The sequence below is a fragment of the Bradyrhizobium sp. genome, from assembly GCF_022844465.1.
In the GTDB taxonomy this organism is placed as follows: domain Bacteria; phylum Pseudomonadota; class Alphaproteobacteria; order Rhizobiales; family Xanthobacteraceae; genus Bradyrhizobium.
In genome coordinates this window covers 1-22,275 of record NZ_JALHLP010000001.1, presented here as the reverse complement: position 1 = coordinate 22,275, position 22,275 = coordinate 1, and the positions used below count along the sequence as shown (strand labels likewise).

Genomic DNA, 22,275 nt, shown 5'->3' with positions numbered 1-22,275 from the left:
GCTCACTTCAGGCTGATGTTCTGCATCATCTTGATATTGAAGTATCGAGGGTCGTTCAGGGAATTCGGCAGGCGTCCGGACTTGAACGCATCGACCAGCCCCGACACCGCCTGTTCGATCGTGTGCGTTGGAGCAAATCCGAGTTCGCGGCGGATTTTTTCCGATGACACATGATAGGAACGCAGATCGTCGGTCGGCTCCACCACAACATTGACATCGCCCCCGACCACTGACTTGACGATATCGGCTATCTTCATCAGCGAATGATTTTCGTAGCCGATATTGTAGATCTTGCCGTCAATCTTCGCGTCGTCCTGCTGCAGCAGGAACAGATAGGCCGCGGCCATGTCGGCGATGTGCAGATTGGGACGCCTTTGCGTGCCGCCGAACACGCGGATACGCCCGGTGTTGACGGCAAGATTGGTCAAGATGTTGACTACGACGTCCAGTCGCTGCCGCGGTGCGTAGCCACAGACGGTTGCGGGACGCACCGTGCAGGTGACGAAACCGGAAGCGGCCTCGTCCGCCAGATCGGTCTCGCACATTGCCTTGAACTTCGAGTAATCCGTCAGCGGCTCACACGAAAGCTCCTCGGTGACTTCGGCCTCGTCCTTGATCCCGTACACGCTCGATGACGACGCATAGATGAACCGCTTTACGCCCGCTTTCTTGGCCGCCCGAACCATGGGGCGAAAGCAGTCGTAGTTGATCGACTTGCCCAGGCCGGGATCCAGTTCAAACGACGGATCATTCGAGATGCAGGCGAGATGGATCACCGCGTTGTTTCCCGCCAACGCATTGTTTACCGCCGCCGCGTCGCGAATGTCGCCCTTGACGAGCCTGAGACCGGGATTACCGCGGACCGAGTCAAAGACGGATTCGCCGTACATGAAGAGGTCGAGCACCGTGACCTTGTGGCCGGCGGCGAGCAGTTGGGGGACCAGCACGCTGCCGACATAGCCGGCGCCACCAGTGACCATCACGTTCCATTTTCGAGCGATCACTATCGTTCTCCAAAGACCTGTTTTGCGTTACTTCAGCAACGCCGTGACGAACTTGACCAATGGCACCTTCTCAACCGAACTGCGATGGCCAACGATCCCGACCTTGATCGCACCGGCAGCGTTGCCGATAAAGGCGACGTCCTCGATGTGCCCGCCGGCGGCCACCAGGGGTGCCGTAATTGTCAGGAACGCGTCGCCGGCGCCGACCGTATCGACGACGGACTTGGTGAAAGCGGGAACCCGGGCGACGCCGGTCTTCGGGGAGAATGGATAGCAGCCGAATGAGCCATGCGTGATGATCATGTTGTCGCAATCGATCTTGCCGCGCAGGCTGGTGGCGATGACGGAGGCAATGTCGCTGAACTTGTCGGTCGCGGCCAGACGCGCCTCCGGCGCGTCGATGCAAATGTAATCTGCGCGGGGATATTTTGTTATCAGATTATAACCGTGATTGCCGCTGTTGCTCTGGGCGTTGACGGCGAGAAATCTCGCGTTTGCGATCAGCGCATCGATCGTGGTTTGCGCGATCATGCCGTGACCAAAATCAGTGACGATCACCACGTCGGCGGCCTTGATGCGTTCGCTGGTGATACGATCGATCTCCGCCCGCTCGGTTTCCCCGAGCGGGGTGTCGTTCATGGTATACACTTCGAACAGCTTGTGCAGATACCCCATCTCGACGAACCGCAATTTGCGCGTGGTCGGGCGACCCTCGATGCGGATCGGCGTGAGCGAGACGTTGGGGCGGACATGAGCGCGGATAAAGTCGTCCGGATAGTCTTCGCCGCCAAGCGTGGTCACGATCTCGACCGATTTGCAGAAGCTGGCGACGTGGTTGGCCGCCGCGACGACGCCGCCGGCGAATTGTTCGCGGCTCTTGAACAGGGTGGCGACGATGTTCTCTTTCGAGGATTTTCCCAGCGCCGAGACGTACTGGTATTCATCGATGATGGTGTCGCCCACCAGCACGACATGCATGTCCTGGACTTTGTCGATCAGCCGCAGCAAGCGCTCGGAGCCGCCGCCCTCTCTGACCTTCTGCAGATAGTCGCGGAGTGGCGGATCGTAGATGTCGAGATACCGGTTTATCAGCGACGACGAACTGAACGTCACGTCCCGCGTGAATACGATGCGCCCGCCATGGCGCTCAACCGCGTCGCGCTCGGTTCTGATCTTGCCGGTTACGTCGTCTTCGGGATTCTCATAGTCGGAACCCTTGACGTAGATGTCGGGTCGGACCGTTTCCAGAACCGTCTCAGCGCTGGAGTCCCGATTGATGCCGACCCAGTCGACATTGGCGAGCGCAGCCAGCATCTCGGCCCGCATATTCTCCGGAAAAATCGGCCGTCCGGGACCCTTGTTGACGAAACGGTCCGCCGTAATCGTCACCAGGACCACGTCGGCCTCGTCGCGCGCGGCCTGGATGTGCCTGATATGGCCGAGATGCACCAGATCGAACACGCCGTGGCAGAGCGCAACCGTTCGCCCTTGCGCCTGGGCGGACCGCGCGATCTCACCCAGTTGCTCGATGGTCTTGATCTTCTCGTGTGCCGTCAGCGGTTCGCTCGATCGCGCAACGCCGGTTGCAGGACTAGGCATGTGAGGTACTCAAATCGTCCGTTGGTTGAAGTACTCAGGTCGCAAATTGGTCCCGGGCGGCGGCTAATAGTGCCCCGCCCAGCCAGGAACACCGAGGCCGGAACCGGGCGCCTCAGCCCGGTGCCTTCTGTGATGTCTCAGGTGACGCATGCTTGTCGTCACGCAGGTACCTGAACCAGTCCTTAGTGGCATCAGCAATCTTGTCAACGGTCCACAGCGGCGCGTCCCTATACTGTTCGATCGTCGTCAGCATCGTCGCGACGCCATCCTCGAACCGCACCCGGGGTTTCCAGCCCAGAACCCGCTTGATCTTGGTAATGTCAGCGTAGGTACAATCGGGCTCTCCGGGACGCTTGGGAAGGTGGACTTTTTCACCGCCAAGAAGTTCGACCAGCCGGTTGACGCTGTAAGTATTATCAGATCCGACATTCAATACTTCGTTCGAGACGTCAGAATTCGCTGCCGTAACAAATGCATCCACGACGTCGCTGACATAGGTGAAATCGCGCGTCTGCTCTCCGTTGCCGACCACCGTGAAGGGTTTGCCGGCCAGCTTCTGCGCCATGAAGACGCCGAACACGGCGCCATAGGTGCCGGTCGTGCGATGACGCGGCCCGAATACGTTGAACAGGCGTAGCGCGACCGACGGCAGCTTGTAGACCCTGCACCAGTGCATGACGCATTGCTCACCGAGATGCTTGGTGAGCGCATAGGGATACATCGGGCGGGCTTCGGCGGTTTCGGCGGTGGGATAGATGTCGGGGATGCCGTAGCAGGACGAGGACGCCGCGTAGATAAAGCGCTGAACATTGGCCTGTCGGGCGGCTTCCAGAACGTTGACGGTGCCGTCGACATTGGCGCGGTGATAGGGGGTCGGGGATTCGATCGAAGGAACAATGTCGGCCAGCGCCGCCAGATGAAAAATCCAGTTGACGCCACTGAAATGGGGCTTGATCGCGTCGAGGTCGGTGACATCGGCCCGCACAACTCTCAGCCGAGGCGATCCTGCGTGCAACGAAAGATTTTCGGGGCGCCCGATTACAAAATTGTCGATGACGGTCACCTCGTGGCCGTCCGCGAGGAGGCGATCGACAAGGTGACTTCCAATGAAACCGGCGCCGCCAGTGACGATGCATCGCATGAGAGGAAAATCCGTAGCCCGACGCTCAACGGAACGGGCGCCGCCGACGCGAGAGATACCGCGTGCCAACTACCAGCCGCGCAACGCTTTGGCAAGCTGCATGGGTTTGTAAACCCCGGCAATACCCTTTGCAATTGCCGGTCATTCGCTTTATCAAACCGCCATGTCCCAGCCGAGCCGCCACGTCATGTCTGTCGATTTCGATCAGAGGAATTTCCTCGACGACTATGTGAAGCGCCTGCATCGCGTGATCGCGGCGGACGATCGCATTTTTTCAGAGATATCTGCGACCAGCGCGACCTGGTTGCGGACGCGCGAGCGCGGCGGTCGCGTCATTTTTATTGGCAATGGCGGCTCGGCCGGGATCGCCTCGCATCTCGCGATTGATCTGTCAAAGAACGCGTCAGTTCCTGCGCTCTGTTTCAGCGATGCGAGCATGATGTCGTGCCTTGCCAACGACTACGGGTTCGAAGACTGGCTGGCGCATGCGTTGCGCCTGAGTGCGCGCGAAGGCGACTGCCTTGTCGCCATCAGCTCGTCGGGGCGCTCGGCAAACATCCTCAACGCGGTGGCGAAAGCCCGGACGATGAAGCTGGACGTGATTACGTTGTCGGGAATGAGTGCCGACAATCCGCTTCGCAAGCTCGGCGAAATCAATTATTGGGTCGATAGCCGAAGCTACAACATTGTAGAAACGGCACACCAGTTCTGGATGATGGCTGCGATCGACCTCATCATTGGTCGCGCGGAGTATCCGGCTTCCTAAGGTACTCACCTGATGCAGTTGCGGTCCAGACAGGCGGTGTTCTTTTCGGCGAAGCTGCTGCTTTCGATCGCCGTCCTCGTCTACATCGCCGGCGGTCTGGATCTGAATCAGTTGAAGATTCAGCTCCTGTCGGTCGACCCGGTCATGTTCCTGCTGGCGCTGGCTCTGGTCCTCCTTCAGACCTTCCTGCTCACGGGTCGGTGGGAGTTGATCATGCGCGCGCTCAACGTATCCCTGGACTGGATGGGCGCCTGGCGGATCCTCATGATCAGCCTTTGGTTCAATCAGGTGCTGCCATCCTCCGCGGGCGGCGACGCGGTACGAATCTGGCTGCTGCGGCGGCGCGGTGTGAAGTGGTCGCAGGCAGTCAAGGGTGTCGCGGCAGACCGCTTCACCGCGCTGCTGGGCCTGGTGATCCTGATGGTCATTGGAATGCCGATGTTGCTGTCGCGCGTGAGCAACGATGCCGCAATCTTGGCAATCGGCGGGCTGACGTTGGCCGGCGCGGTGGGTACCGCGCTGCTGCTCACCCTCGACCGCTGGCCGGAGCGCCTCATAGCACGTCGTCCTGTGGCAAGCTTCGTCCGGTTCGGATCGTTTGTCAGGCATCTGTTGCTGCACTTCAGCAGCCGGGAAGTCTTGCTGGGGTCGGCGCTCCTCATCCATCTCATCACAACGGCAGCGGCGTATGCGCTGGCGGTGGGCTTGAGGGCGCAGCTATCGATTTTCGACGCCTTCATTCTTATTCCCCCGGTTATTCTGCTCACCGCGGTGCCGATCTCGATCAGTGGTTGGGGGGTTCGTGAGGGCGCCATGATCGCCTGTCTGGCCCTGGTCGGCGTCCCCTCGGAACAGGCCCTGTCGATCTCGCTGTTGCTTGGGGCGATCAGCGTGATCGTTGGCGTGATGGGCGGGGTGATATGGCTAACAAGCGCGGAGCGTGGCAGCTATGCCGCCGCCGAGCCATCCGACCATTCGCTCGATTTTGCGTTACCGCAGGTCGACAAAGCCTCGAGCCGCCCATGAGCCGCTGGACATGAGTTGCTTGAAACGAATGCCACTTGGCGAATGCCGTCCGAGTCGGATTGCCTCACCCGATCTCCTGTAACAATTCGTGGTCCGCCAATGAAAGACCTGTTCTACGTCCGTCATACCTGCCGGCTTTGTCATTCGGACCGGCAAGATCTTGTCTTGCCAATGGCGGGCATGCCGATCGGGACGCCCAACTTTCACGTTCCGAATGTCAGCGTTGACGATCCGGTGTTTCGGACAGCCGTTCCACTCGAACTGTACCTATGCAGGGAGTGCGGGCACGTCCAGATTCTTCATGTCGGGAATCCGGAGATCCAGTACCGGCACTATGTGTATACCACCTCGCTCTCGCTCGGCCTGCGCGAGCATTTCGCGACTTATGCCGATGACGTCGTCCGTCGCTATCTGGTCGCGCCGGACTCGCTGATCGTCGAACTCGGCAGCAACGATGGATCGCTGCTCGGCTTTTTCAGGGAGCGCGGGATGCGGGTGCTCGGCGTCGATCCGGCCGTGGCCATTGCGAAGCGTGCGACCGAGCAGGGCATCGAGACCATCGCCGACTTTTTCACCGATGCCGTCGGCGAACGTATCCGGCAGTCCAAGGGAACGGCCAGTGTTGTTATCGCCAACAACATGATCGCGAATGTCGATAACCTCGACCCGCTGGTCAGCGGCGTCCGGGACGTGTTGGGCGCGGACGGCGTATTCATTTTTGAAACTCAATACGGCGTTGACGTTACCGAGAAAAACCTGCTCGACACCGTCTATCACGAGCACCTGTCCTATTTTAACGTGAAGCCGCTGACGCGCTTCTTCGCCCGGCTCGGGATGGAAGTCATTGACGTTCAGCATATCTGGACCAAAGGCGGTTCGATCCGGGTAACGGTTCAGCGCGCTGGCGGCCCAAGAAAGGCATCGCCGGAAGTGGCCCGCTTCATCGCCGAGGAGGACCGTCTGGGCGTAGACCAACCGTCCTATTACAAAGCCTACCAGCAGAAGATTGCTGCTATCCGCAACGAACTGGGCGCCATGGCCGATGCCTGCCGCGCACGTGGACAACTCGTGGCCGGCTACGGCGTTTCCGTGGGCACCACGACCCTGCTACCGCAGTTCGGTCTGGAGAATAAGGTCGACTTCCTGGTGGACGATGATCCCAACAAAGGGAGCGTGATGGCCGGTCCGGGCTACGATATCCCGATCCTGCCGCCGACCGCGCTCTATGAACGCAAGCCGGCGCTCGTCGTCGTGTTTGCCTGGCGCTACATTGATCCGATCCGCGCCAAACATGAACGCTATTTCGCCGAGGGCGGGAAATTCGTCGTTCCGCTGCCGGCGGTTTCCGTTGTCGGGCGAGGCAACTGACGACCTTCAACTGACGACCTCAAGGGCGGGTCTAGCGGCTGTACAACCGCATGCGCCAAAGCCGGGCCGTGTGCAGTAACTTGCGTCAGCCTGAAATCGAGTCACCCTGGGTACCGCGTCGACGCCAGTAGCGCATTTGCAGCCGAGGTGCGATCAGCCATGCCAGGGGCGCTGAGACGAAAAAGCTGATCGCTATCATCCATGGGATCAGCGTCATGGCAGTTTGATTTAGGGGCGTCGCCAGTATGGCGACCATCCCAATCCCGAACAGCACCGCTTGAACCATCATGAACAGCATCGAGGCGATCTGAAGCCGTGTCCACATTGTCGCTCCTCTCAATGAATTTGACCTAACCACATGCCGGCGCAGACGTTCCTCGGCGGCCAGAACCTTTGACAACAGATCGAGATTCAACAACGTCGGTATTTTCCTGCGCAGCGGATGTGGATGGCTAAAAGTTAAGGTTTCATAGATATTTAGGGTCAAGATTGGACGATGGAGGACTGGCCGATGCAAGGCAGCCCCGGGATAATCGGCAATAATTATTGAGTATCTGAGAGGTGGGTTTTCTCGCTAAGACGCACGAGCTGGTGCTTTGGAAAGTTCTTCTTCGATTTGGGGATATTGAACCGCATGTGCGGCATTGTCGGCATTCTCGGACGGGCTCCGGTGGCGGAGCAACTGGTGGATTCGCTCAAACGGCTCGAATACCGCGGCTACGATTCCGCGGGTGTCGCCACGCTGGAAGGCGATCATCTCGCGCGACGTCGCGCTGAAGGCAAGCTGAAAAACCTGGAGAACCGGCTGCGGGCCGAGCCGCTCGCGGGCCATTCCGGAATCGGCCACACCCGCTGGGCGACGCACGGCAAGCCGACCGAGAACAATGCGCATCCGCATGCGACGGATAACGTCGCGGTCGTGCACAACGGCATCATCGAGAACTTTCGCGAACTCCGTAACCAGCTTGAGGGCGAGGGCGCGAAATTCTCCAGCGAGACCGATACGGAAACCGTAGCACATCTTGTCAACTCCTATCTGCTCAAGGGCGCGTCGCCGCAAGATGCGGTGAAGGCTTCCTTGCCGCGGTTGCGCGGCGCGTTTGCGCTGGCCTTCCTGTTCAGGGGCCACAACGACCTGATGATCGGCGCCCGCAAGGGTTCGCCGCTCGCGGTGGGCCACGGCGACGGCGAGATGTATCTGGGGTCCGACGCGATCGCGCTCGCACCCTTCACCGACACCATCAGCTATCTGGAGGACGGCGACTGGGTGGTGCTGTCCCGCGACGCCAGCGTGATCTACGACGAACAGGGCGCGGTCGCCCATCGCGAGGTGCTGAAATCGGGCGCCTCGTCGTTCCTGGTCGACAAGGCGAACTACCGCCACTTCATGGCCAAGGAAATCCACGAGCAGCCGGAAGTGGTCGGCCACACGCTGGCGCGCTACGTCGATATGGCGAGCGAGCGGGTCAACCTGCCGGTGACACTGCCGTTCGATTTCAGGGATATCGAGCGGATTTCGATCACGGCCTGCGGCACCGCAAGCTATGCGGGATACATCGCCAAATACTGGTTCGAGCGGTTGGCCCGCGTCCCGGTCGAGATCGATGTCGCCTCCGAATTCCGCTACCGCGAGGCGCCGCTGCGCAAGGGCGATCTGGCGATCTTCATTTCGCAGTCGGGCGAGACCGCGGACACGTTGGCGGCATTGCGCTACGCCAAGGCGGAGGGCGTTCATACCCTGTCCGTGGTCAACGTGCCGACTTCGACGATCGCGCGCGAAAGCCAGACCGTGCTGCAGACGCTGGCCGGTCCCGAGATCGGCGTCGCCTCGACCAAGGCCTTTACCTGCCAGCTGATGGTGCTGGCCGCGGTCGCCATCGCCGCCGGCAAGGCGCGGGGCGAATTGTCGGATGCCGACGAAGCCAAGCTTGTCCACGGCCTGGTCGAGATCCCGCGCCTGATGGCGGCGGCGCTGACCTCAGAGCCGCAGATCGAGAAGCTGGCGCGCGAGATCTCCAAATCGAAGGACGTGCTCTATCTCGGCCGCGGCACCAGCTTTCCGCTGGCGCTCGAAGGCGCGCTGAAGCTGAAGGAGATTTCCTATATCCATGCCGAGGGCTACGCCGCGGGTGAGCTCAAGCACGGGCCGATCGCGCTGATCGACGAGAACATGCCGGTGGTGGTGATCGCACCGTTCGACCGGGTGTTCGAGAAGACCGTCTCCAACATGCAGGAAGTCGCCGCCCGCGGTGGCAAGATCATCCTGATGACAGACGCCAGAGGCGCGGCCGACGCCACCATGGAATCGCTGGTCACGATCATCATGCCCGACATGTCGGCGATGTTCACGCCGCTGGTTTACGCCATCCCGGTACAGCTTTTGGCCTACCATACCGCCGTGATCATGGGTACCGACGTCGATCAGCCGCGAAACCTCGCGAAATCGGTAACCGTCGAATAGGCTCGAGCCGACCGGCTGTCACTTTGTCCCTTCAAAAACCTGCTAGGATGGCTTAGCTGGCATGAGCCGGCTGCTCTGACCTGGAAACATGATGATTCGAGACGAATTGCCCCCGACCGAGGCCCTGGACCAGCCCCCGGACGCCCCTCCCGGGCTGATGGCCCGGTTCCGAAACTATTTCCTGACCGGGCTGATTGTCGCAGGGCCTGTGGCGATCACGATGTACCTGACCTGGTGGTTCGTAACCTGGGTCGACAATCTGGTCCGTCCGTTCGTACCCATCGCCTACCGGCCGGAAACCTATCTGCCGTTCGGGTTGCCCGGCTCGGGGCTGATCGTCGCGGTGATCGCGCTGACGCTGCTGGGCTTCCTGGCCGCCAACCTGATCGGGCGGACGCTGGTCGATCTCGGCGAAAGGCTGCTCGGTCGGATGCCGGTGGTGCGCGCGATCTATCGCGGTCTGAAGCAGGTGTTCGAGACGCTGTTCTCGGGAAAAGGATCGAGCTTTCGTCGCGTCGGGCTGGTTGAATTCCCTTCGCCGGGGATGTGGTCGATCGTCCTGATATCGCAGTCCCCGAGCGTGAGCATCGCCGCCAAGCTGCCCGGGCAGGAGGAGCACATCTCGGTGTTCCTGCCTTGCGCGCCGAACCCTACCACGGGTTTCTTCTTCTACGTTCCCAAGAGCAAGATCGTTGAAGTCGACATGAGCACCGAGGACGCCGCGACCCTGATCATGTCGGCCGGCGTGGTGCAGCCGGGCTCTGACCCGCAGAAACGAAATGCTGCGCTTGCCGGGATGGCGAACGCGGCCCGCGCGGCACATTCATCCGAACTCCAGCCGTCGCCGGCCAAGGTGGATTGACGCCTGCGGATGTTGTTTCGCGGCCCGGCCGGTATGGATAGAGGAGCAGCGCCGCCGGGACCCTTGAAACCGGCGGCGTCCGCGGGCTTTTTCGGCCGCGAGGTAAGCCTAATTAATTAGCTTAACTTGCGCCTCTGATTGCTGTTTCCGTTAAGATCACCGAAGGTCGGGCAGGTGATCTGGCATTGTGATGGCAATGGCGCGTGATGATGATTGAACGGCGCAAGGAAGTTCGGACTGACGTTGCGACCGTGGCTTCGGTGTTTTTCGGAGCCAAGCGTTCCATGATGCGTTGCACGGCTCTCGATCTGTCGAGCAGCGGCGGAAAGATCGCGCTCGATCGCCTCTATGCCTTGCCGCAGCGATTCCTGCTTTCATTCGACCATTTCAGTTCAGCGCAAAACTGCCGCCTGGTCTGGGCGAAAGGCAATTTCGTGGGCGTAGCGTTCGGCGCCGCCGCCTTGCCCAGAAAAAGCCCCCAGCCAGTCTAACCTTCGATTCATCCGCGATTGGCGTGAAGCGGTGTTCCGTCAACGACGGCGCGCAAACCGACCGCTTCTCCATGAATCGGAGGCGAGCGCCTTTCGCTTAACCCGCGCCGAGCAGCGGCAGCGCCTCGTCGCGCTCGAATAGATAGAGCAGGCAGCGCAATGCCTCGCCGCGCTCTCCTTTGAGCTTTGGATCGTCGCGCATGATCCGCAGCGCCTCGTCGCGGGCCTGGGTGATGAGCTGGCCGTGGACCTCGGAACGCGCGACGCGATAGCCGGGCAGGCCGCTCTGGCGGATGCCAAGCACGTCGCCTTCGCCGCGCAGTTTCAGATCTTCTTCGGCAATTCGGAAGCCATCGGTGGTTTCGCGGATCACCTTCAATCGTGCCGCCGACATCTCGCCGAGCGGTTCCTTGTAGAGCAACAGGCAGGTCGAGGCCTCGGAGCCGCGGCCGACCCGGCCGCGGAGCTGGTGCAATTGCGCGAGCCCGAAGCGCTCGGCGTTCTCGATCACCATGATGGTCGCGGCTGGAACGTCGACGCCGACCTCGACCACGGTGGTCGCGACCAAGAGGCCGATGTCGTGGGCTGCGAACTGCGCCATCACGCGGTCCTTTTCGACGCCCTTCATCTGGCCATGCACCAGCCCGACCCGGTCGCCGAAGCGTTGGCGCAGCCGTTCGTAGCGCTCGGTGGCGTTGGTCAAGTGCTCGGTGCCTTCGGCCTCGGACTGCTCGACCAGCGGACAGATCCAGTAAACCAGCTTTCCCGCCTGCAGCGCGCGGCCGACCGCGTCGACCACTTCGTCGAGCCGGCTGTTCGGAACGGCGCGGGTATCGATCGGCTGCCGGCCCGCCGGCTTTTCGCGCAGTTCTGAGACGTCCATGTCGCCGAAATAGGTCAGCACCAGCGTCCGCGGGATGGGGGTTGCGCTCAGCACCAGCACATCGACGGCCTCGCCCTTGTTGGTCAGCGCGAGGCGTTCGCGGACCCCGAAACGGTGTTGTTCATCGACCACCGCCAGCGCCAGCGCCTTGAAGACCACGTCGTCCTGGATCAGCGCATGCGTGCCGACCAGAAAATCGATATCGCCGGCCGCCAGCCTTTCGAGGATTTCGCGCCGCTCCCTGCCCTTCTCGCGCCCGGTGAGGATGGCGACCCGCAGGCCTGCCCGCTCGGCCAGCGGGGCAATGGTCTTGATGTGCTGGCGCGCGAGGATTTCGGTCGGCGCCATCAGCGCGGCCTGCTTGTGGACTTCGGTGACGGCGGCTGCGGCCATCAGCGCCACCACCGTCTTGCCGGAGCCGACATCGCCTTGCAGCAGCCGCAGCATCCGCACCGGCTGGCGCAGATCCTCGGTGATGGCGGCCACGGCCGCGCGTTGCGACGCCGTCAAGGCATAGGGCAAGGCGTCGATGATGCTTCGGCGCAGATGGCCGTCGCCGGCATGACGGTCGCCGGCCGGGCGCCGCAACTGCGCGCGCACCAGCGCCAGCGCCAGTTGGCCGGCGAGTAATTCGTCGAAGGCAAGGCGCGACCAGAACCGGCCGTCGGGCAGGATATCCGTGAGTTCGACCGGGACATGCACGCGGTTCAGCGCTTCCCGAATCGGCGGAAAGCTGCAGCGGCGCATCACCTCCGGACTGATCCATTCGGGCAGTTCGGGGAGCTTCTGCAGCGCCTGCGCGATCGCCCGGCGCAGCGAACCCAGTGCCAGCCCTTCGGTGAGGGGATAGACCGGATCGATGCCGGAGAGCCTGGCGAATGCCGCCTGGTCCACGACGCGGTCGGGATGCACGATCTGCGGCATGCCGTCGTAGGTCTGCAGCGTGCCGGAAACGTAGCGCTTCTCGCCGACCGGAAGCAGCTTTTCGACATAGCCGGGCTTGGCGCGGAAAAACGTCAGCACCACATCGCCGGTGTCGTCGCTGGCATAGACAAGGAAGGGCGCACGGGGACTGCGTGGTGGTGGCGGACGGTGTCGATCGACGGTGACCTCCAGCGTCACCATGGTTCCCTGCACGGCCTCGCTAATCCTGGGCTGCGCCCGGCGGTCGATCACGCTTGCCGGCAGATGCAGCAGCAGATCGACGAGACGCGGCGTTTCATCGCGCCCGAGCAGATAGCGCAACAGCTTGTCCTGCCTGGGTCCGACGCCCGGAAGGGTGGTGACCGGCGCAAACAGCGGATTGAGCAGGTGAGGGCGCATGAGAAGACTTACATCCGTTTCTCGCTGTCATGCCCGGCCTTGTGCCGGGCATCCACGTCTTTTTTGTCCCCACGTTGAAGTCACGACGTGGATGGCCGGGACAAGCCCGGCCATGACGTGGATTTACGCGGTCAACAGGGCTGACATTCGTTGTCACCACAGCTATATCAACCTCGCCCGGCACGTCCGGGCTTTTGGCGTTTGGATGGAATCAGGGAAAATGACGGGAACGACACGATCGAGCGGCGGCCTCGACGATCGCCGCAAGCGGCTGCTTTTTCGCTGCTGGCATCGCGGCACCCGTGAGATGGACCTCATTCTCGGGCGCTTTGCCGATGCAGAGGTGGCCGGCCTGCGCAATGACGAACTGGACGAACTGGAACGCCTGATTGATCTCCCCGATCCCGACCTCTATGCCGCGTTGACCGGCGACAAGCCGCTGGATCCGGAATATGCCGGCGCGCTGTTCGAGCGGATCAAGGCGTTCCGCGTCGTGGACCACGACGCATGAAGGCGTCGGTCAAATCGCCGGCCGCGCTGCTGGCGCCCGGCCGTGCGCTGACCTTCGCCAATGTCGCGGAGGGCGCGGAGGGGCTGGTCGTCGCCGACCTCGCGCGCGGGGTAGCGGCGCGGCCGAAGCCGCCGGCGGTGAGCCTTGCAGTGGTCTGCCGCGACGGTTCGCGCATGCAGCAGATCGCGCGGGCGCTGGAATTTTTCGCCCCCGACTTGCCGGTCATTCAGTTTCCGGCCTGGGACTGCCAGCCCTATGACCGGGTGTCGCCGCATGGCGGCATCCTGGCGCAGCGCTTGACCGCGCTGGCGAAGCTGTCACGCCTGCAGGGCAGCGACAAGCCGTTGATCATGCTCACCACCGTCAACGCCATCGTGCAGCGCGTGCCCGCGCGCGAGGTGGTGGCGGCGCAGGCGCTATCGGTCGCGCCCGGTCACGTCGTGCCGATGGACTCGATCATCGCCTGGCTGGAGCACAACGGCTACAACCGCTCGTCGACCGTGCGCGAACCCGGGGAGTACGCCGTGCGCGGCGGCATCCTCGACCTGTTCCCGGCCGGGCTCGATCAGCCGGTGCGGTTCGACTTCTTCGGCGACAGCCTTGAATCGATCCGCACCTTCGATGCGGAGACCCAGCGGACGCTGCTCGACATGCGTGCGCTCGACCTGGTTCCGGTCTCCGAGTTCCAGCTTGTCACCGAAACCATCCGCCGCTTTCGCATGGGCTATGTCGCCGCCTTTGGCGCGCCGGAGCGCGACGACCTGCTGTACGAAGCCGTCAGCGAAGGCCGCCGTCATCCCGGCATGGAGCATTGGCTGCCGCTGTTCCAGGAGCGCATGGACACGCTGTTCGATTATCTCGACGGCACCACGATCGCGATCGAGCCGCAGGGCGAGGACGCCGCCGGCGAGCGCTTCAAGCAGATCGCGGATTACTACGAGGCGAGGCGCGAGGCGCTCGAGCATCGCGGTGGCGGCGCCATCTACAAGCCGTTGCCGCCCGACCGGCTTTATCTCTCCGAACAGGAATGGACCACGCGCCTGAGCGAAGTCGCTCTGGCGCGGCTTACACCCTTCGCCGTACCTGCCGGCGAGGATGTGTTCGACGCGGGCGCGCGGCAGGGCCGCAATTTTGCGCCGGAGCGCGCCGAAACCTCCGTGAACGTGTTCGAGGCGGTGGTGGCGCATGTGCTGGCATTGCAGGCACAACGCAAGAAGGTGGTGATCGCGCTGTGGAGCGAGGGTTCGCGCGACCGCATGGCCAGCATGCTGCGCGATCACAAGCTTTCCAACCTCACCAGCGTCAACACCTGGCGAACGGTGCAGGCGACGCCGCGCAACGAAGCCATGCTGGCTGTCGTGGGCATGGAAAGCGGCTTCGAGACCGACGAAGCCGCCGTCATTAGCGAGCAGGACATTCTCGGCGACCGCCTGGTGCGGCCGCGCAAGGCGGGCCGCAAGCTCGACAATTTCATCTCCGAAGTCACGAGCCTTGCCACCGGCGATCTCGTCGTCCACGTCGAGCATGGCATCGGACGTTTCGTGGGTCTGCAGACGATCGAGGTGGGAGGGGCGCCGCACGATTGCCTCGAGCTGCACTACGCCGCCGAAACCAAGCTGTTCCTTCCCGTCGAGAACATCGAACTTCTGTCGCGTTACGGCTCCGACCAGGCCAACGTGGAACTGGATCGGCTGGGCGGCAGCGGATGGCAGGCGCGCAAGGCGAAACTCAAGAACCGCATCCGCGAGATCGCCGGCGAACTGATCAAGATCGCGGCCGAACGGCTGGTGCATGAAGCGCCGAAAATGCCGGTGCAGCCGCATGTCTATGACGAGTTCTGCGCCCGCTTCCCCTATGAGGAGACCGAAGACCAGCTCGGGGCGATCACCGCCACGTTGAAGGACCTCGAAAGCGGGCGGCCGATGGACCGGTTGATCTGCGGCGACGTCGGCTTCGGCAAGACCGAGGTGGCGCTGCGCGCGGCGTTTGCGGTAGCGCTCGACGGCAAGCAGGTCGCGGTCGTGGTGCCGACCACGCTCCTGGCCCGCCAGCACACAAGGACGTTTGCCGAGCGTTTCCGCGGGTTCCCGGTCCATGTCGCCCAGGCCTCGCGTCTGATCGCGGCAAAGGAGCTGACGCAGGTCAAGCAGGGATTGTCTGACGGCAGCGTGGATATCGTCATCGGCACCCATGCGCTGCTCGGCAAGTCGATCAAGTTTCGGGACCTGGGGTTGCTGATCGTCGACGAAGAGCAGCATTTTGGCGTCAGTCACAAGGAGAGGTTGAAGCAACTGCGCGCCGAGGTCCATGTGCTGACGCTGAGCGCCACGCCGATTCCACGCACGCTGCAACTGGCGCTGACCGGCGTGCGCGACCTCTCGATCATCGCCTCGCCGCCGGTCGACCGGCTGGCGGTGCGTACCTTCGTGGCGCCGCACGACCCGCTGATGATCCGTGAGGCGCTGTTGCGCGAGCGCTATCGCGGCGGGCAGGCGTTCTACGTGGTGCCCCGGATCGAGGACCTCGCCGACGTGAAGGATTTCCTCGACAAGCACGTGCCGGAGATGAAGGTCGCGGTGGCGCATGGCCAGATGCCGCCGACGGTCATCGAGGACATCATGTCGGCGTTCTACGACGGCAAGTACGATATCCTGCTCTCGACCACGATCATCGAGTCCGGCCTCGATATCCCCGCGGCCAATACCTTGATCGTGCATCGCGCCGACATGTTCGGTCTGGCCCAGCTCTATCAGCTGCGGGGCAGGGTGGGGCGTTCGAAGCTGCGGGCATACGCGCTGTTCACGCTGCCGGCGCAACAGAAGATCACCGCCCAGGCCGAACGTCGGCTTAAGGTGCTGCAGTCGCTGGAGACGCTCGGAGCCGGATTCCAGCTTGCATCGCATGACCTTGATATCCGCGGCGCTGGCAATCTGTTGGGCGAGGAGCAATCAGGCCACATCAAGGAGGTCGGTTTCGAGCTCTATCAATCGATGCTCGAGGAGGCGATCCTCAACCTCAAGGCCGGCGTGGCGGAACCCGCCGCCGATCGGTGGTCGCCGCAGATTACCATCGGCATGCCGGTGCTGATCCCCGAGGACTACGTCAGCGATCTCTCGGTGCGGCTGTCGCTGTACCGGCGGCTGGCCGATCTCACTTCCGACGAGGAGATCGAGAATTTTGGCGCCGAGATGCGCGACCGCTTCGGCGTGTTGCCCGACGAAGTCCGCTATCTCTTCAAGGTCGCCGCGATCAAGGCCTATTGCCGCAGGGCCAATGTCGAGAAGGTCGATGCCGGACCCAAGGGGGTCGTCATCACCTTCCGGGAGAACAAGTTCGCGCAGCCGGACCGGCTGGTGTTCTTCATCCGTCAGCATGGCCAGGCCGCAAAAGTGCGGCCCGACATGAAGGTGGTGTTCCTGCAGGAATGGAAAACCCCGGAACAGCGCTTGGCGGGGACGACCGAGATATTGAGGCAACTGGCCGATCTGGCGGAGAGCAAGAAGGCGGCCTAAAGCGCGATGAGATTGGGCTGACGTCATCGCGCTTTAGCTCTTTGTTTGAGCATGATCTTTTCGGAAAACCGCTGCACACTTTCCGGATCATGCTCTAGGTGTGCTGTCCGGCGCGCCCGAGGCCGCTGACTGAGCTGCGGCTCTAGGATGCGGCGCGGCGCGCCTCCCCGTGGAGCCGTGAGCGAAGCGATTTGGCGGAGTCGTTGGGCAGCAGGGTTGCGACCGTGACAACGGGCTCCCACCGCGGCGCGTGGTTTCCGTGGCTCGTATGGCGCATCACGCTCGACAGCCGACGCGCGATGGCGTGTGCCGCCTTCAGGTCGGTCTCGGCAAACGCGACGACAACCGAGCCGTCCGCTTGAATGGCGCCGAAATCCATCTGGCGCAGAAGGCGGCGGATGATCCGCGCGCCGTCGAATTGGGCGCGGGGATGTTGGGGGTCGAACGCAAATCGTGCGACCGACAATCCACCGCCACGCTGCTGCGTTTGATACACCGCGCTGGCAAAGTCGCGCTCGAACGCTTCCGCGGTCAGGAGGCCGGTTCGGGCATCGATCAGGCCCTCGGCGTCGATCGCCTTCAGCGTCCGGCTCAGATGCGCTTCGAAGGCATGCTGGCGGACCAGCGGGAGCACGGTGCTGACCACTTGCGCTGGGGCGCCGGAGATGATCTCGAGATTGGGCAGGTTGTATGCCGGCGCGAGATCGGCCGCTGTTGCGACGACGGGAAGATTTCGGAAGCGCGAGTCTTCCGCCAGCACGGTGAGGAAGGCGTCGATCACGCGGACACTGAAGCCTTCGGCAAGGACAATGCCGTCGATATCCCTGACGTTGAGATGGCGGGCGGCGGCCTCGATCGAAAGCGCGCCGACGACCGCGGTGCGCTCGCCGAGCGAGACCGAAAGCGTGGGATAGGCGTTGCCGCGGCCAACCAGCAACACGGTGGCGTCGCGGGCGGGATCAACATGCGATGGCGCAATCGACGCTGACGGCGACAGTCGGCGCATGACCGTTGCATGCAACGACCGGACACGGAGCGCCGCGCGCAACCGGGCCTCCAGCCTGTCGGGGCCGGCTGGACTTTGGAAGAAGGGGATCGCGTGGTCGGGAAGCGGGACCTGCGGATCGACGGCGATCAGCGGCAAATAGGGTTGTCGCGTTGCGATCGGCATCGCCAGCGCCGCGATCGTCGCCTCATCGATACCGGAGGTCGACGTCAGGACCGCCGCCGGCTGTACCTGCTCGATGGCACGCGGGGCTTCAGCCCAACCGGTCTCGACGACGGGAAACAGCCTGGCGATGTCCAGCGTCGATGCCCATGAGGGGTGTCGTGCGGTCGACACGACGAGGATCGGACCTTGCTGGGACATCTGGTTACTCGGATCGGGCACGCATCTGGTGCGCGATGCTAGTTCGCACGACTTAAGGAGACGTCAACGCGCGCCTGTCCCGATCCGTCAGGTCACGCCGGTTCGATCGCGAAAAGCTTCTACCATCAACGGGTTAAGTCCGAGCTCGGCCAGCGCCGCACGGGCGCGGGCATTGTCTTGGGCGCGGCCGGCGAGGCGATGGCCGATCAGGCGGTCGGGAAGCGCCGTCAACAGCGCGCCTTGGCCGAGACGCTGCGCCCACTCCTGCAGGTCCTGAGCCAGGAAGCGGTAACCGCCAACGGCCACAACACCGGAGGGCGGCGCGGTGATATTGATGCCACCGGTCGCCCGGTCGAGCCGTGCCGCATAGTCGGTATCGACGTAGTCGCGCGGCGGCGAAGCGATCAGGGAGTCGCTTGGCGGCGGCGGTGGCGCGTAAGCCGCGACCGGCACCATCGGCCCCCGCAGTCCCAAGGTTCCGCGCGGCGTCAGCAGTATTTCGCCTGATATCGACGACCCCGGCACTCCGCGCGGAGCGCCATGGGGGCCGGGCGTGATCAGGGCGGGCGAACCGTCGGCAGCGATTCTGCGTGCGCCGAACAAGCCAGCCTCGCCGAACAGATAGACATCGGTCAGCGTGGCCTGCTGTGTGGACCAGCAGGCACTGGAAAGAACCTGCTCCGGCGAGCGCCACAGACCGATGACCTTGCGCAAACCCGGCAACCTTGCTGCAAGGTCGAGTTGGTCCAGCCGTAACGCCAGCTGCGCGGGAGCGATCAGTGTATCGCAGGCATGGTCGTTGATCTGCTGCTCCAGCACCTCCTCGTCGAACGGATGGTGCAGCACCAATGTTCCGCCAGACAGCAGCCAGACGGCGAGCGACGAGGCCAGACCGGCAAACGACATCGGCGAGAACGCCGACAGCACAGTCGCGCCCTGCGCGACGTCGCTCTCCAGCGCGATCGCCAGGCCCCCGGCGATCAGCCCGAGATGGGCGCGCGGGACGGGACGAAAACCTTCCGATGTCACATCAAAGGAAATGAGCGCGGCCTTGCGTCCGTCCTGGATAGCGGCGCGCGTCACCGGAGATTCCCGCATAATGGCATTGTCGAGCGAAGCCATGCCTTCAGGCAGGTCGCTGCCGAAGCCGCAGACATGACGGATCGAAAACGCTTCCGCCGCGGCATTCATGGCGATGTCGGAATACACAATGCCGTCAACCATGCTCGTCGTCACGATCGCCCGCGCCGCGGTGCGGTTGAGTGCCATCGTCAACTCCGACTGCCGCCACAGCAGTGGAAGCACCGCAACCACCAGCCCGGCGCGGAACGCCGCAAGCACCGTAAGGGCAAACTCGATGGTATTCGGTAGCTGAACCGCGATCACGGAATTCGTTGGCAGGCCGGATTCGACGAAGTGCGCGGCCAGCGACGAGATCATGCGGTCAGCCTGCGCGTAAGTCAGGCGCTTTGGCCGCTGTCCGGTGACACGTAGCTTGTTCGGAGGATCGACCAGCGCCAGCGCGTCCGGCCGTCGTGACAGGATCCGTTTGAACAGCGTATCAAGCGTCGGCGAAGCGGTGGGCTGGGTCACGGCGTTATTTCAGCTTTTTCAAGCAGCTTGCATCAGTTGCGGGTCTTACTTGGTGGAAGTGTCCGGTCTGGTGAGGGTGTCCGGCCGTTGCCACCATGTCTCCGGCAGATAGCCCGTCAACGCGATCGCCGAAGGTCGTTCTATCCGATTCCATCGCGCAATCCATTGCTCCTGCACGCTAAACAGGGGGATAACGTAGTAGCCCGACATCAGGGCGCGGTCCAGCGCCCGTACCGCGAAAACGAAGGCTGTCCGATCGCGCGCCTCGAGCAGCGCCGCAATCAGGGTGTCGATGCTCGGATCCCTGGCGCCCATGTAGTTTCGCGTGCCGGGAATGTCGGCGGCCTGGCTGCCCCAGTAGAAGGATTGCTCGTTGCCGGGGGACAGCGACTGGTCCCAGCGATTCTGCAGCATGTCGAACTCGTAGCCGAGCCGACGCTGATCGAACTGCACGGGATCGACCGCGCGTACGATGGCTTCGATCCCCGCCCGCTTGAGATCGCGGCTGTAGGCCAGCGCGATCCGCTCCTGATCGCGCGTCGTGACCAGGATTTCGAAGGTCAATGGTGCCCGGGTCGAACGCTGCCGCAACACGGTTCCATCGAGATCGTAGCCGGCTGCCGACAGCAGGTTCAGGGCACTGCGCAACGTGACGCGATCGCGACCCGAACCATCTGTTACAGGCAGGCGGTAACTGCCCTCAAGTATGTCAGGCCGGATACTCGCAGCGAACGGTTTCAGGAGCTCCCGCTCGGGGACTGCGGCGGGACGGCCATAGGCGGACAGTTCGGAGCCGGCGAAGAAGCTGGACGAGCGGGCATAGAGGCCGAAAAAATAATTGCGGTTGATCCACTCGAAATCGAACAGCAGCGTCAGCGCCTGCCGCACGCGGATGTCGGCGAACACCGGTCGCCGCGTGTTGAACACGAGGAACTCCGATGGTTGCGGCATGCCGGTCTTGATGGCCTCGCGGATCAGTTCGCCACTCTGGGCCGCCGGAAAATCGTAGCCCTCGTGCCAGCGCAACGGTTCGTTCTCGACACGGAAGTCATAGAGTCCGCGCTTGAAGGCCTCGAACTGTCCGTTGGACTCACGGTAGAAATCAAGCCTGATCTCATCGAAATTCCACAACCCTCGGTTCACCGGCAGCTCGCGTCCCCAATAATCGGGATTGCGTGTCAGCGTGACGCTCGCCCCAGGCCTGACGGCAGTGACGCGATAGGGCCCGGAGCCGAGCAGGCCGGCCATCGTGGTCTCCTCGAACGTCGCGGGATCGACGGCATGCCGCGGCAGCACCGGCATCAGTCCGAGTATCAACGGCAGTTCGCGGTCATTGGCGTCAGCGAAGTCGAACCGCACCGTGAGCGGGCCGGCAGCCGCGGCCTTGGCCACCTTCGAGTAATACTGGCGGTGATTGGGGCGACCCTTGTCGCGCAGCAACGCCCAGGAAAAAAGCACGTCATCCGCCGTGACCGGCCTATCATCCGCAAAGCGCGCGCGGGGATCGATTTGAAACGCGACATAGCTTCGCGCCTCGTCGGTTTCGACGCTCCTGGCGAGCAGGCCGTAGAGCGTGAACGCCTCGTCCTGGCCTCGTGCCAACAAACTCTCGACAACGAACCCCCTGATTTGCTGCACGGCGAGGCCACGGACGATCAGGGGATTGAGGCTATCGAAGGTGCCGAGCAGTCCCCAGGTCAACCGGCCGCCCTTCGGCGCAGCTGGATTGGCGTAGGGCATGTGTTGGAAATCGGCGGGCAGGGCGGGGGCCCCATGCATGGCAATCGCATAGCTTTCCGCTGCCTGTGGTTCGCGGATCAGCGCGGCGGTCCATAAGCCGAGACAGATTGCAATGCAGGTCGCGACACGCGGCCGGATGGGCCCGGAGATGATCATCAAGGCTGCGGACATGATTCGAAGTTACGCACCGTCAAGCTCTACCACAGGCTTTGGATTTCGGGCGCGGCAGACGCCAAAGATGCTTGCCGGCATTGATCTTTTCGTCGGCCGCTGTATTGAAGGCGGGCAATGACCATGGCGGGAACGCCTGTCACGTATCCGCCTCAATTGCCAAGGAGACAGCCGCCCAAACGACTGGATGTCGTTACCCGTCGCGGTTTGGGATGCTCCCGTTCAGAAAGGGTTTTCCACAATGAATTTTGGTAGTTTGGCCGCCTCGATCCGGCCGCACGGGCGGGTGTTTGCGTCGTTGGCAGCTACGGCATTGTCCACCACATTGATCGCCTCCGGTGCGCAGGCCCAGCAGCCGGCCCCGGCGCCTGGCGCGCCAAAGGCCGCGCAGGCCCCCGCACCCGCCACCGCGCCGAAGGCTCCCCCGAAAGCCGCCCCCAAGGCGCCGGCCGGGG

At 62.9% G+C, this 22,275-nt stretch carries 18 protein-coding genes; 10 read left to right on the top strand and 8 right to left on the bottom strand.

Going from position 1 to position 22,275, the window contains the following annotated elements:
* Nucleotides 1–2: 2 nt before the first annotated feature.
* The 3 genes from Q0D31_RS00090 to Q0D31_RS00080 form a co-directional block, all read right to left on the bottom strand.
* Nucleotides 3–1,004: an NAD-dependent epimerase/dehydratase family protein gene (locus Q0D31_RS00090; RefSeq protein WP_291842030.1), complete on the bottom strand. Its 1,002-nt coding sequence runs from the start codon at nucleotides 1,002–1,004 to the stop codon at nucleotides 3–5.
* Between the two features lie 27 nt (nucleotides 1,005–1,031).
* Nucleotides 1,032–2,603 carry a PfkB family carbohydrate kinase gene (locus Q0D31_RS00085; protein WP_291842028.1) on the bottom strand — a complete coding sequence of 524 codons (1,572 nt, stop codon included), beginning with the start codon at nucleotides 2,601–2,603 and terminating at the stop codon, nucleotides 1,032–1,034.
* Nucleotides 2,604–2,715: 112 nt separating this feature from the next.
* Complete coding sequence (locus Q0D31_RS00080; protein WP_291842026.1) at nucleotides 2,716–3,744, bottom strand: SDR family oxidoreductase; 1,029 nt, start codon at nucleotides 3,742–3,744, stop codon at nucleotides 2,716–2,718.
* A gap of 163 nt (nucleotides 3,745–3,907) precedes the next feature.
* On the opposite strand from Q0D31_RS00080, the gene Q0D31_RS00075 reads away from it, so the two are divergent.
* The 3 genes from Q0D31_RS00075 to Q0D31_RS00065 all read left to right on the top strand — a co-directional run bounded on the left by Q0D31_RS00075 (nucleotide 3,908) and on the right by Q0D31_RS00065 (nucleotide 6,904).
* Nucleotides 3,908–4,510 carry an SIS domain-containing protein gene (locus Q0D31_RS00075; protein WP_291842024.1) on the top strand — a complete coding sequence of 201 codons (603 nt, stop codon included), beginning with the start codon at nucleotides 3,908–3,910 and terminating at the stop codon, nucleotides 4,508–4,510.
* Between the two features lie 12 nt (nucleotides 4,511–4,522).
* Complete coding sequence (locus tag Q0D31_RS00070) at nucleotides 4,523–5,536, top strand: lysylphosphatidylglycerol synthase transmembrane domain-containing protein (protein ID WP_291842022.1); 1,014 nt, start codon at nucleotides 4,523–4,525, stop codon at nucleotides 5,534–5,536.
* 99 nt (nucleotides 5,537–5,635) lie between these two features.
* Nucleotides 5,636–6,904: a class I SAM-dependent methyltransferase gene (locus tag Q0D31_RS00065; RefSeq protein ID WP_291842020.1), complete on the top strand. Its 1,269-nt coding sequence runs from the start codon at nucleotides 5,636–5,638 to the stop codon at nucleotides 6,902–6,904.
* Between the two features lie 85 nt (nucleotides 6,905–6,989).
* On the opposite strand, the gene Q0D31_RS00060 is transcribed toward Q0D31_RS00065, so the two are convergent.
* The gene (locus tag Q0D31_RS00060) at nucleotides 6,990–7,391 is read right to left on the bottom strand and encodes a hypothetical protein (RefSeq protein WP_291842018.1); all 402 of its coding nucleotides are present in this window, start codon (nucleotides 7,389–7,391) and stop codon (nucleotides 6,990–6,992) included.
* Nucleotides 7,392–7,538: 147 nt separating this feature from the next.
* Between Q0D31_RS00060 and glmS the strand changes: the two genes are divergently transcribed.
* From glmS to Q0D31_RS00045, 3 genes are all read left to right on the top strand, one after another.
* Nucleotides 7,539–9,365 carry a glutamine--fructose-6-phosphate transaminase (isomerizing) gene (glmS, locus tag Q0D31_RS00055; RefSeq protein WP_291842017.1) on the top strand — a complete coding sequence of 609 codons (1,827 nt, stop codon included), beginning with the start codon at nucleotides 7,539–7,541 and terminating at the stop codon, nucleotides 9,363–9,365.
* Nucleotides 9,366–9,453: 88 nt separating this feature from the next.
* Nucleotides 9,454–10,227 (top strand): DUF502 domain-containing protein, encoded by a 774-nt coding sequence (locus Q0D31_RS00050; RefSeq protein WP_291842014.1) that lies wholly within the window; start codon nucleotides 9,454–9,456, stop codon nucleotides 10,225–10,227.
* A gap of 206 nt (nucleotides 10,228–10,433) precedes the next feature.
* Nucleotides 10,434–10,718, top strand: a complete 285-nt coding sequence (locus tag Q0D31_RS00045; protein WP_291846610.1) for a PilZ domain-containing protein — start codon at nucleotides 10,434–10,436, stop codon at nucleotides 10,716–10,718.
* Between the two features lie 97 nt (nucleotides 10,719–10,815).
* Here the strand turns inward: Q0D31_RS00045 and recG are convergent, their stop codons facing one another.
* Complete coding sequence (gene recG, locus Q0D31_RS00040) at nucleotides 10,816–12,924, bottom strand: ATP-dependent DNA helicase RecG (protein WP_291842012.1); 2,109 nt, start codon at nucleotides 12,922–12,924, stop codon at nucleotides 10,816–10,818.
* Between the two features lie 220 nt (nucleotides 12,925–13,144).
* Between recG and Q0D31_RS00035 the strand changes: the two genes are divergently transcribed.
* Both Q0D31_RS00035 and mfd read left to right on the top strand, forming a co-directional pair.
* A complete protein-coding gene (locus Q0D31_RS00035) occupies nucleotides 13,145–13,435 on the top strand; it encodes a succinate dehydrogenase assembly factor 2 (RefSeq protein ID WP_291842010.1) in 291 nt (96 codons plus the stop codon).
* Nucleotides 13,432–16,947, top strand: a complete 3,516-nt coding sequence (gene mfd / locus Q0D31_RS00030) for a transcription-repair coupling factor (RefSeq protein WP_291842008.1) — start codon at nucleotides 13,432–13,434, stop codon at nucleotides 16,945–16,947. The genes Q0D31_RS00035 and mfd overlap by 4 nt, the downstream gene beginning before the upstream one ends.
* A gap of 142 nt (nucleotides 16,948–17,089) precedes the next feature.
* On the opposite strand, the gene Q0D31_RS00025 is transcribed toward mfd, so the two are convergent.
* The 3 genes from Q0D31_RS00025 to Q0D31_RS00015 all read right to left on the bottom strand — a co-directional run bounded on the left by Q0D31_RS00025 (nucleotide 17,090) and on the right by Q0D31_RS00015 (nucleotide 21,820).
* A complete protein-coding gene (locus Q0D31_RS00025; protein WP_291842006.1) occupies nucleotides 17,090–18,316 on the bottom strand; it encodes a GGDEF domain-containing protein in 1,227 nt (408 codons plus the stop codon).
* A gap of 87 nt (nucleotides 18,317–18,403) precedes the next feature.
* A complete protein-coding gene (locus Q0D31_RS00020) occupies nucleotides 18,404–19,909 on the bottom strand; it encodes a class I adenylate-forming enzyme family protein (protein ID WP_291842004.1) in 1,506 nt (501 codons plus the stop codon).
* A 45-nt stretch (nucleotides 19,910–19,954) separates the two neighbouring features.
* Nucleotides 19,955–21,820, bottom strand: coding sequence for an extracellular solute-binding protein (locus tag Q0D31_RS00015; protein ID WP_291842002.1), 1,866 nt, complete (start codon nucleotides 21,818–21,820; stop codon nucleotides 19,955–19,957).
* Here Q0D31_RS00015 and Q0D31_RS00010 point away from each other — a divergent pair.
* Both Q0D31_RS00010 and Q0D31_RS00005 read left to right on the top strand, forming a co-directional pair.
* Nucleotides 21,762–21,941 (top strand): hypothetical protein, encoded by a 180-nt coding sequence (locus Q0D31_RS00010; protein ID WP_291846834.1) that lies wholly within the window; start codon nucleotides 21,762–21,764, stop codon nucleotides 21,939–21,941. The two genes, Q0D31_RS00015 and Q0D31_RS00010, sit on opposite strands and share 59 nt — an antisense overlap.
* A gap of 120 nt (nucleotides 21,942–22,061) precedes the next feature.
* The coding region (locus Q0D31_RS00005) for a hypothetical protein (RefSeq protein ID WP_291842000.1) at nucleotides 22,062–22,275 on the top strand (214 nt) is incomplete at its 3' end.

Bases quoted from the DNA above. Each gene is read 5' to 3' on its own strand.
- Q0D31_RS00085 (WP_291842028.1), bottom strand. From the start codon at position 2,603: ATGCCTAGTCCTGCAACCGGCGTTGCGCGATCGAGCGAACCGCTGACG.
- Q0D31_RS00080 (WP_291842026.1), bottom strand. From the start codon at position 3,744: ATGCGATGCATCGTCACTGGCGGCGCCGGTTTCATTGGAAGTCACCTT.
- Q0D31_RS00075 (WP_291842024.1), top strand. From the start codon at position 3,908: ATGTCCCAGCCGAGCCGCCACGTCATGTCTGTCGATTTCGATCAGAGG.
- Q0D31_RS00070 (WP_291842022.1), top strand. From the start codon at position 4,523: ATGCAGTTGCGGTCCAGACAGGCGGTGTTCTTTTCGGCGAAGCTGCTG.
- Q0D31_RS00065 (WP_291842020.1), top strand. From the start codon at position 5,636: ATGAAAGACCTGTTCTACGTCCGTCATACCTGCCGGCTTTGTCATTCG.
- glmS (WP_291842017.1), top strand. From the start codon at position 7,539: ATGTGCGGCATTGTCGGCATTCTCGGACGGGCTCCGGTGGCGGAGCAA.
- Q0D31_RS00050 (WP_291842014.1), top strand. From the start codon at position 9,454: ATGATGATTCGAGACGAATTGCCCCCGACCGAGGCCCTGGACCAGCCC.
- Q0D31_RS00045 (WP_291846610.1), top strand. From the start codon at position 10,434: ATGATGATTGAACGGCGCAAGGAAGTTCGGACTGACGTTGCGACCGTG.
- recG (WP_291842012.1), bottom strand. From the start codon at position 12,924: ATGCGCCCTCACCTGCTCAATCCGCTGTTTGCGCCGGTCACCACCCTT.
- Q0D31_RS00035 (WP_291842010.1), top strand. From the start codon at position 13,145: ATGACGGGAACGACACGATCGAGCGGCGGCCTCGACGATCGCCGCAAG.
- mfd (WP_291842008.1), top strand. From the start codon at position 13,432: ATGAAGGCGTCGGTCAAATCGCCGGCCGCGCTGCTGGCGCCCGGCCGT.
- Q0D31_RS00025 (WP_291842006.1), bottom strand. From the start codon at position 18,316: ATGTCCCAGCAAGGTCCGATCCTCGTCGTGTCGACCGCACGACACCCC.
- Q0D31_RS00010 (WP_291846834.1), top strand. From the start codon at position 21,762: ATGCAGGTCGCGACACGCGGCCGGATGGGCCCGGAGATGATCATCAAG.
- Q0D31_RS00015 (WP_291842002.1), bottom strand. From the start codon at position 21,820: ATGTCCGCAGCCTTGATGATCATCTCCGGGCCCATCCGGCCGCGTGTC.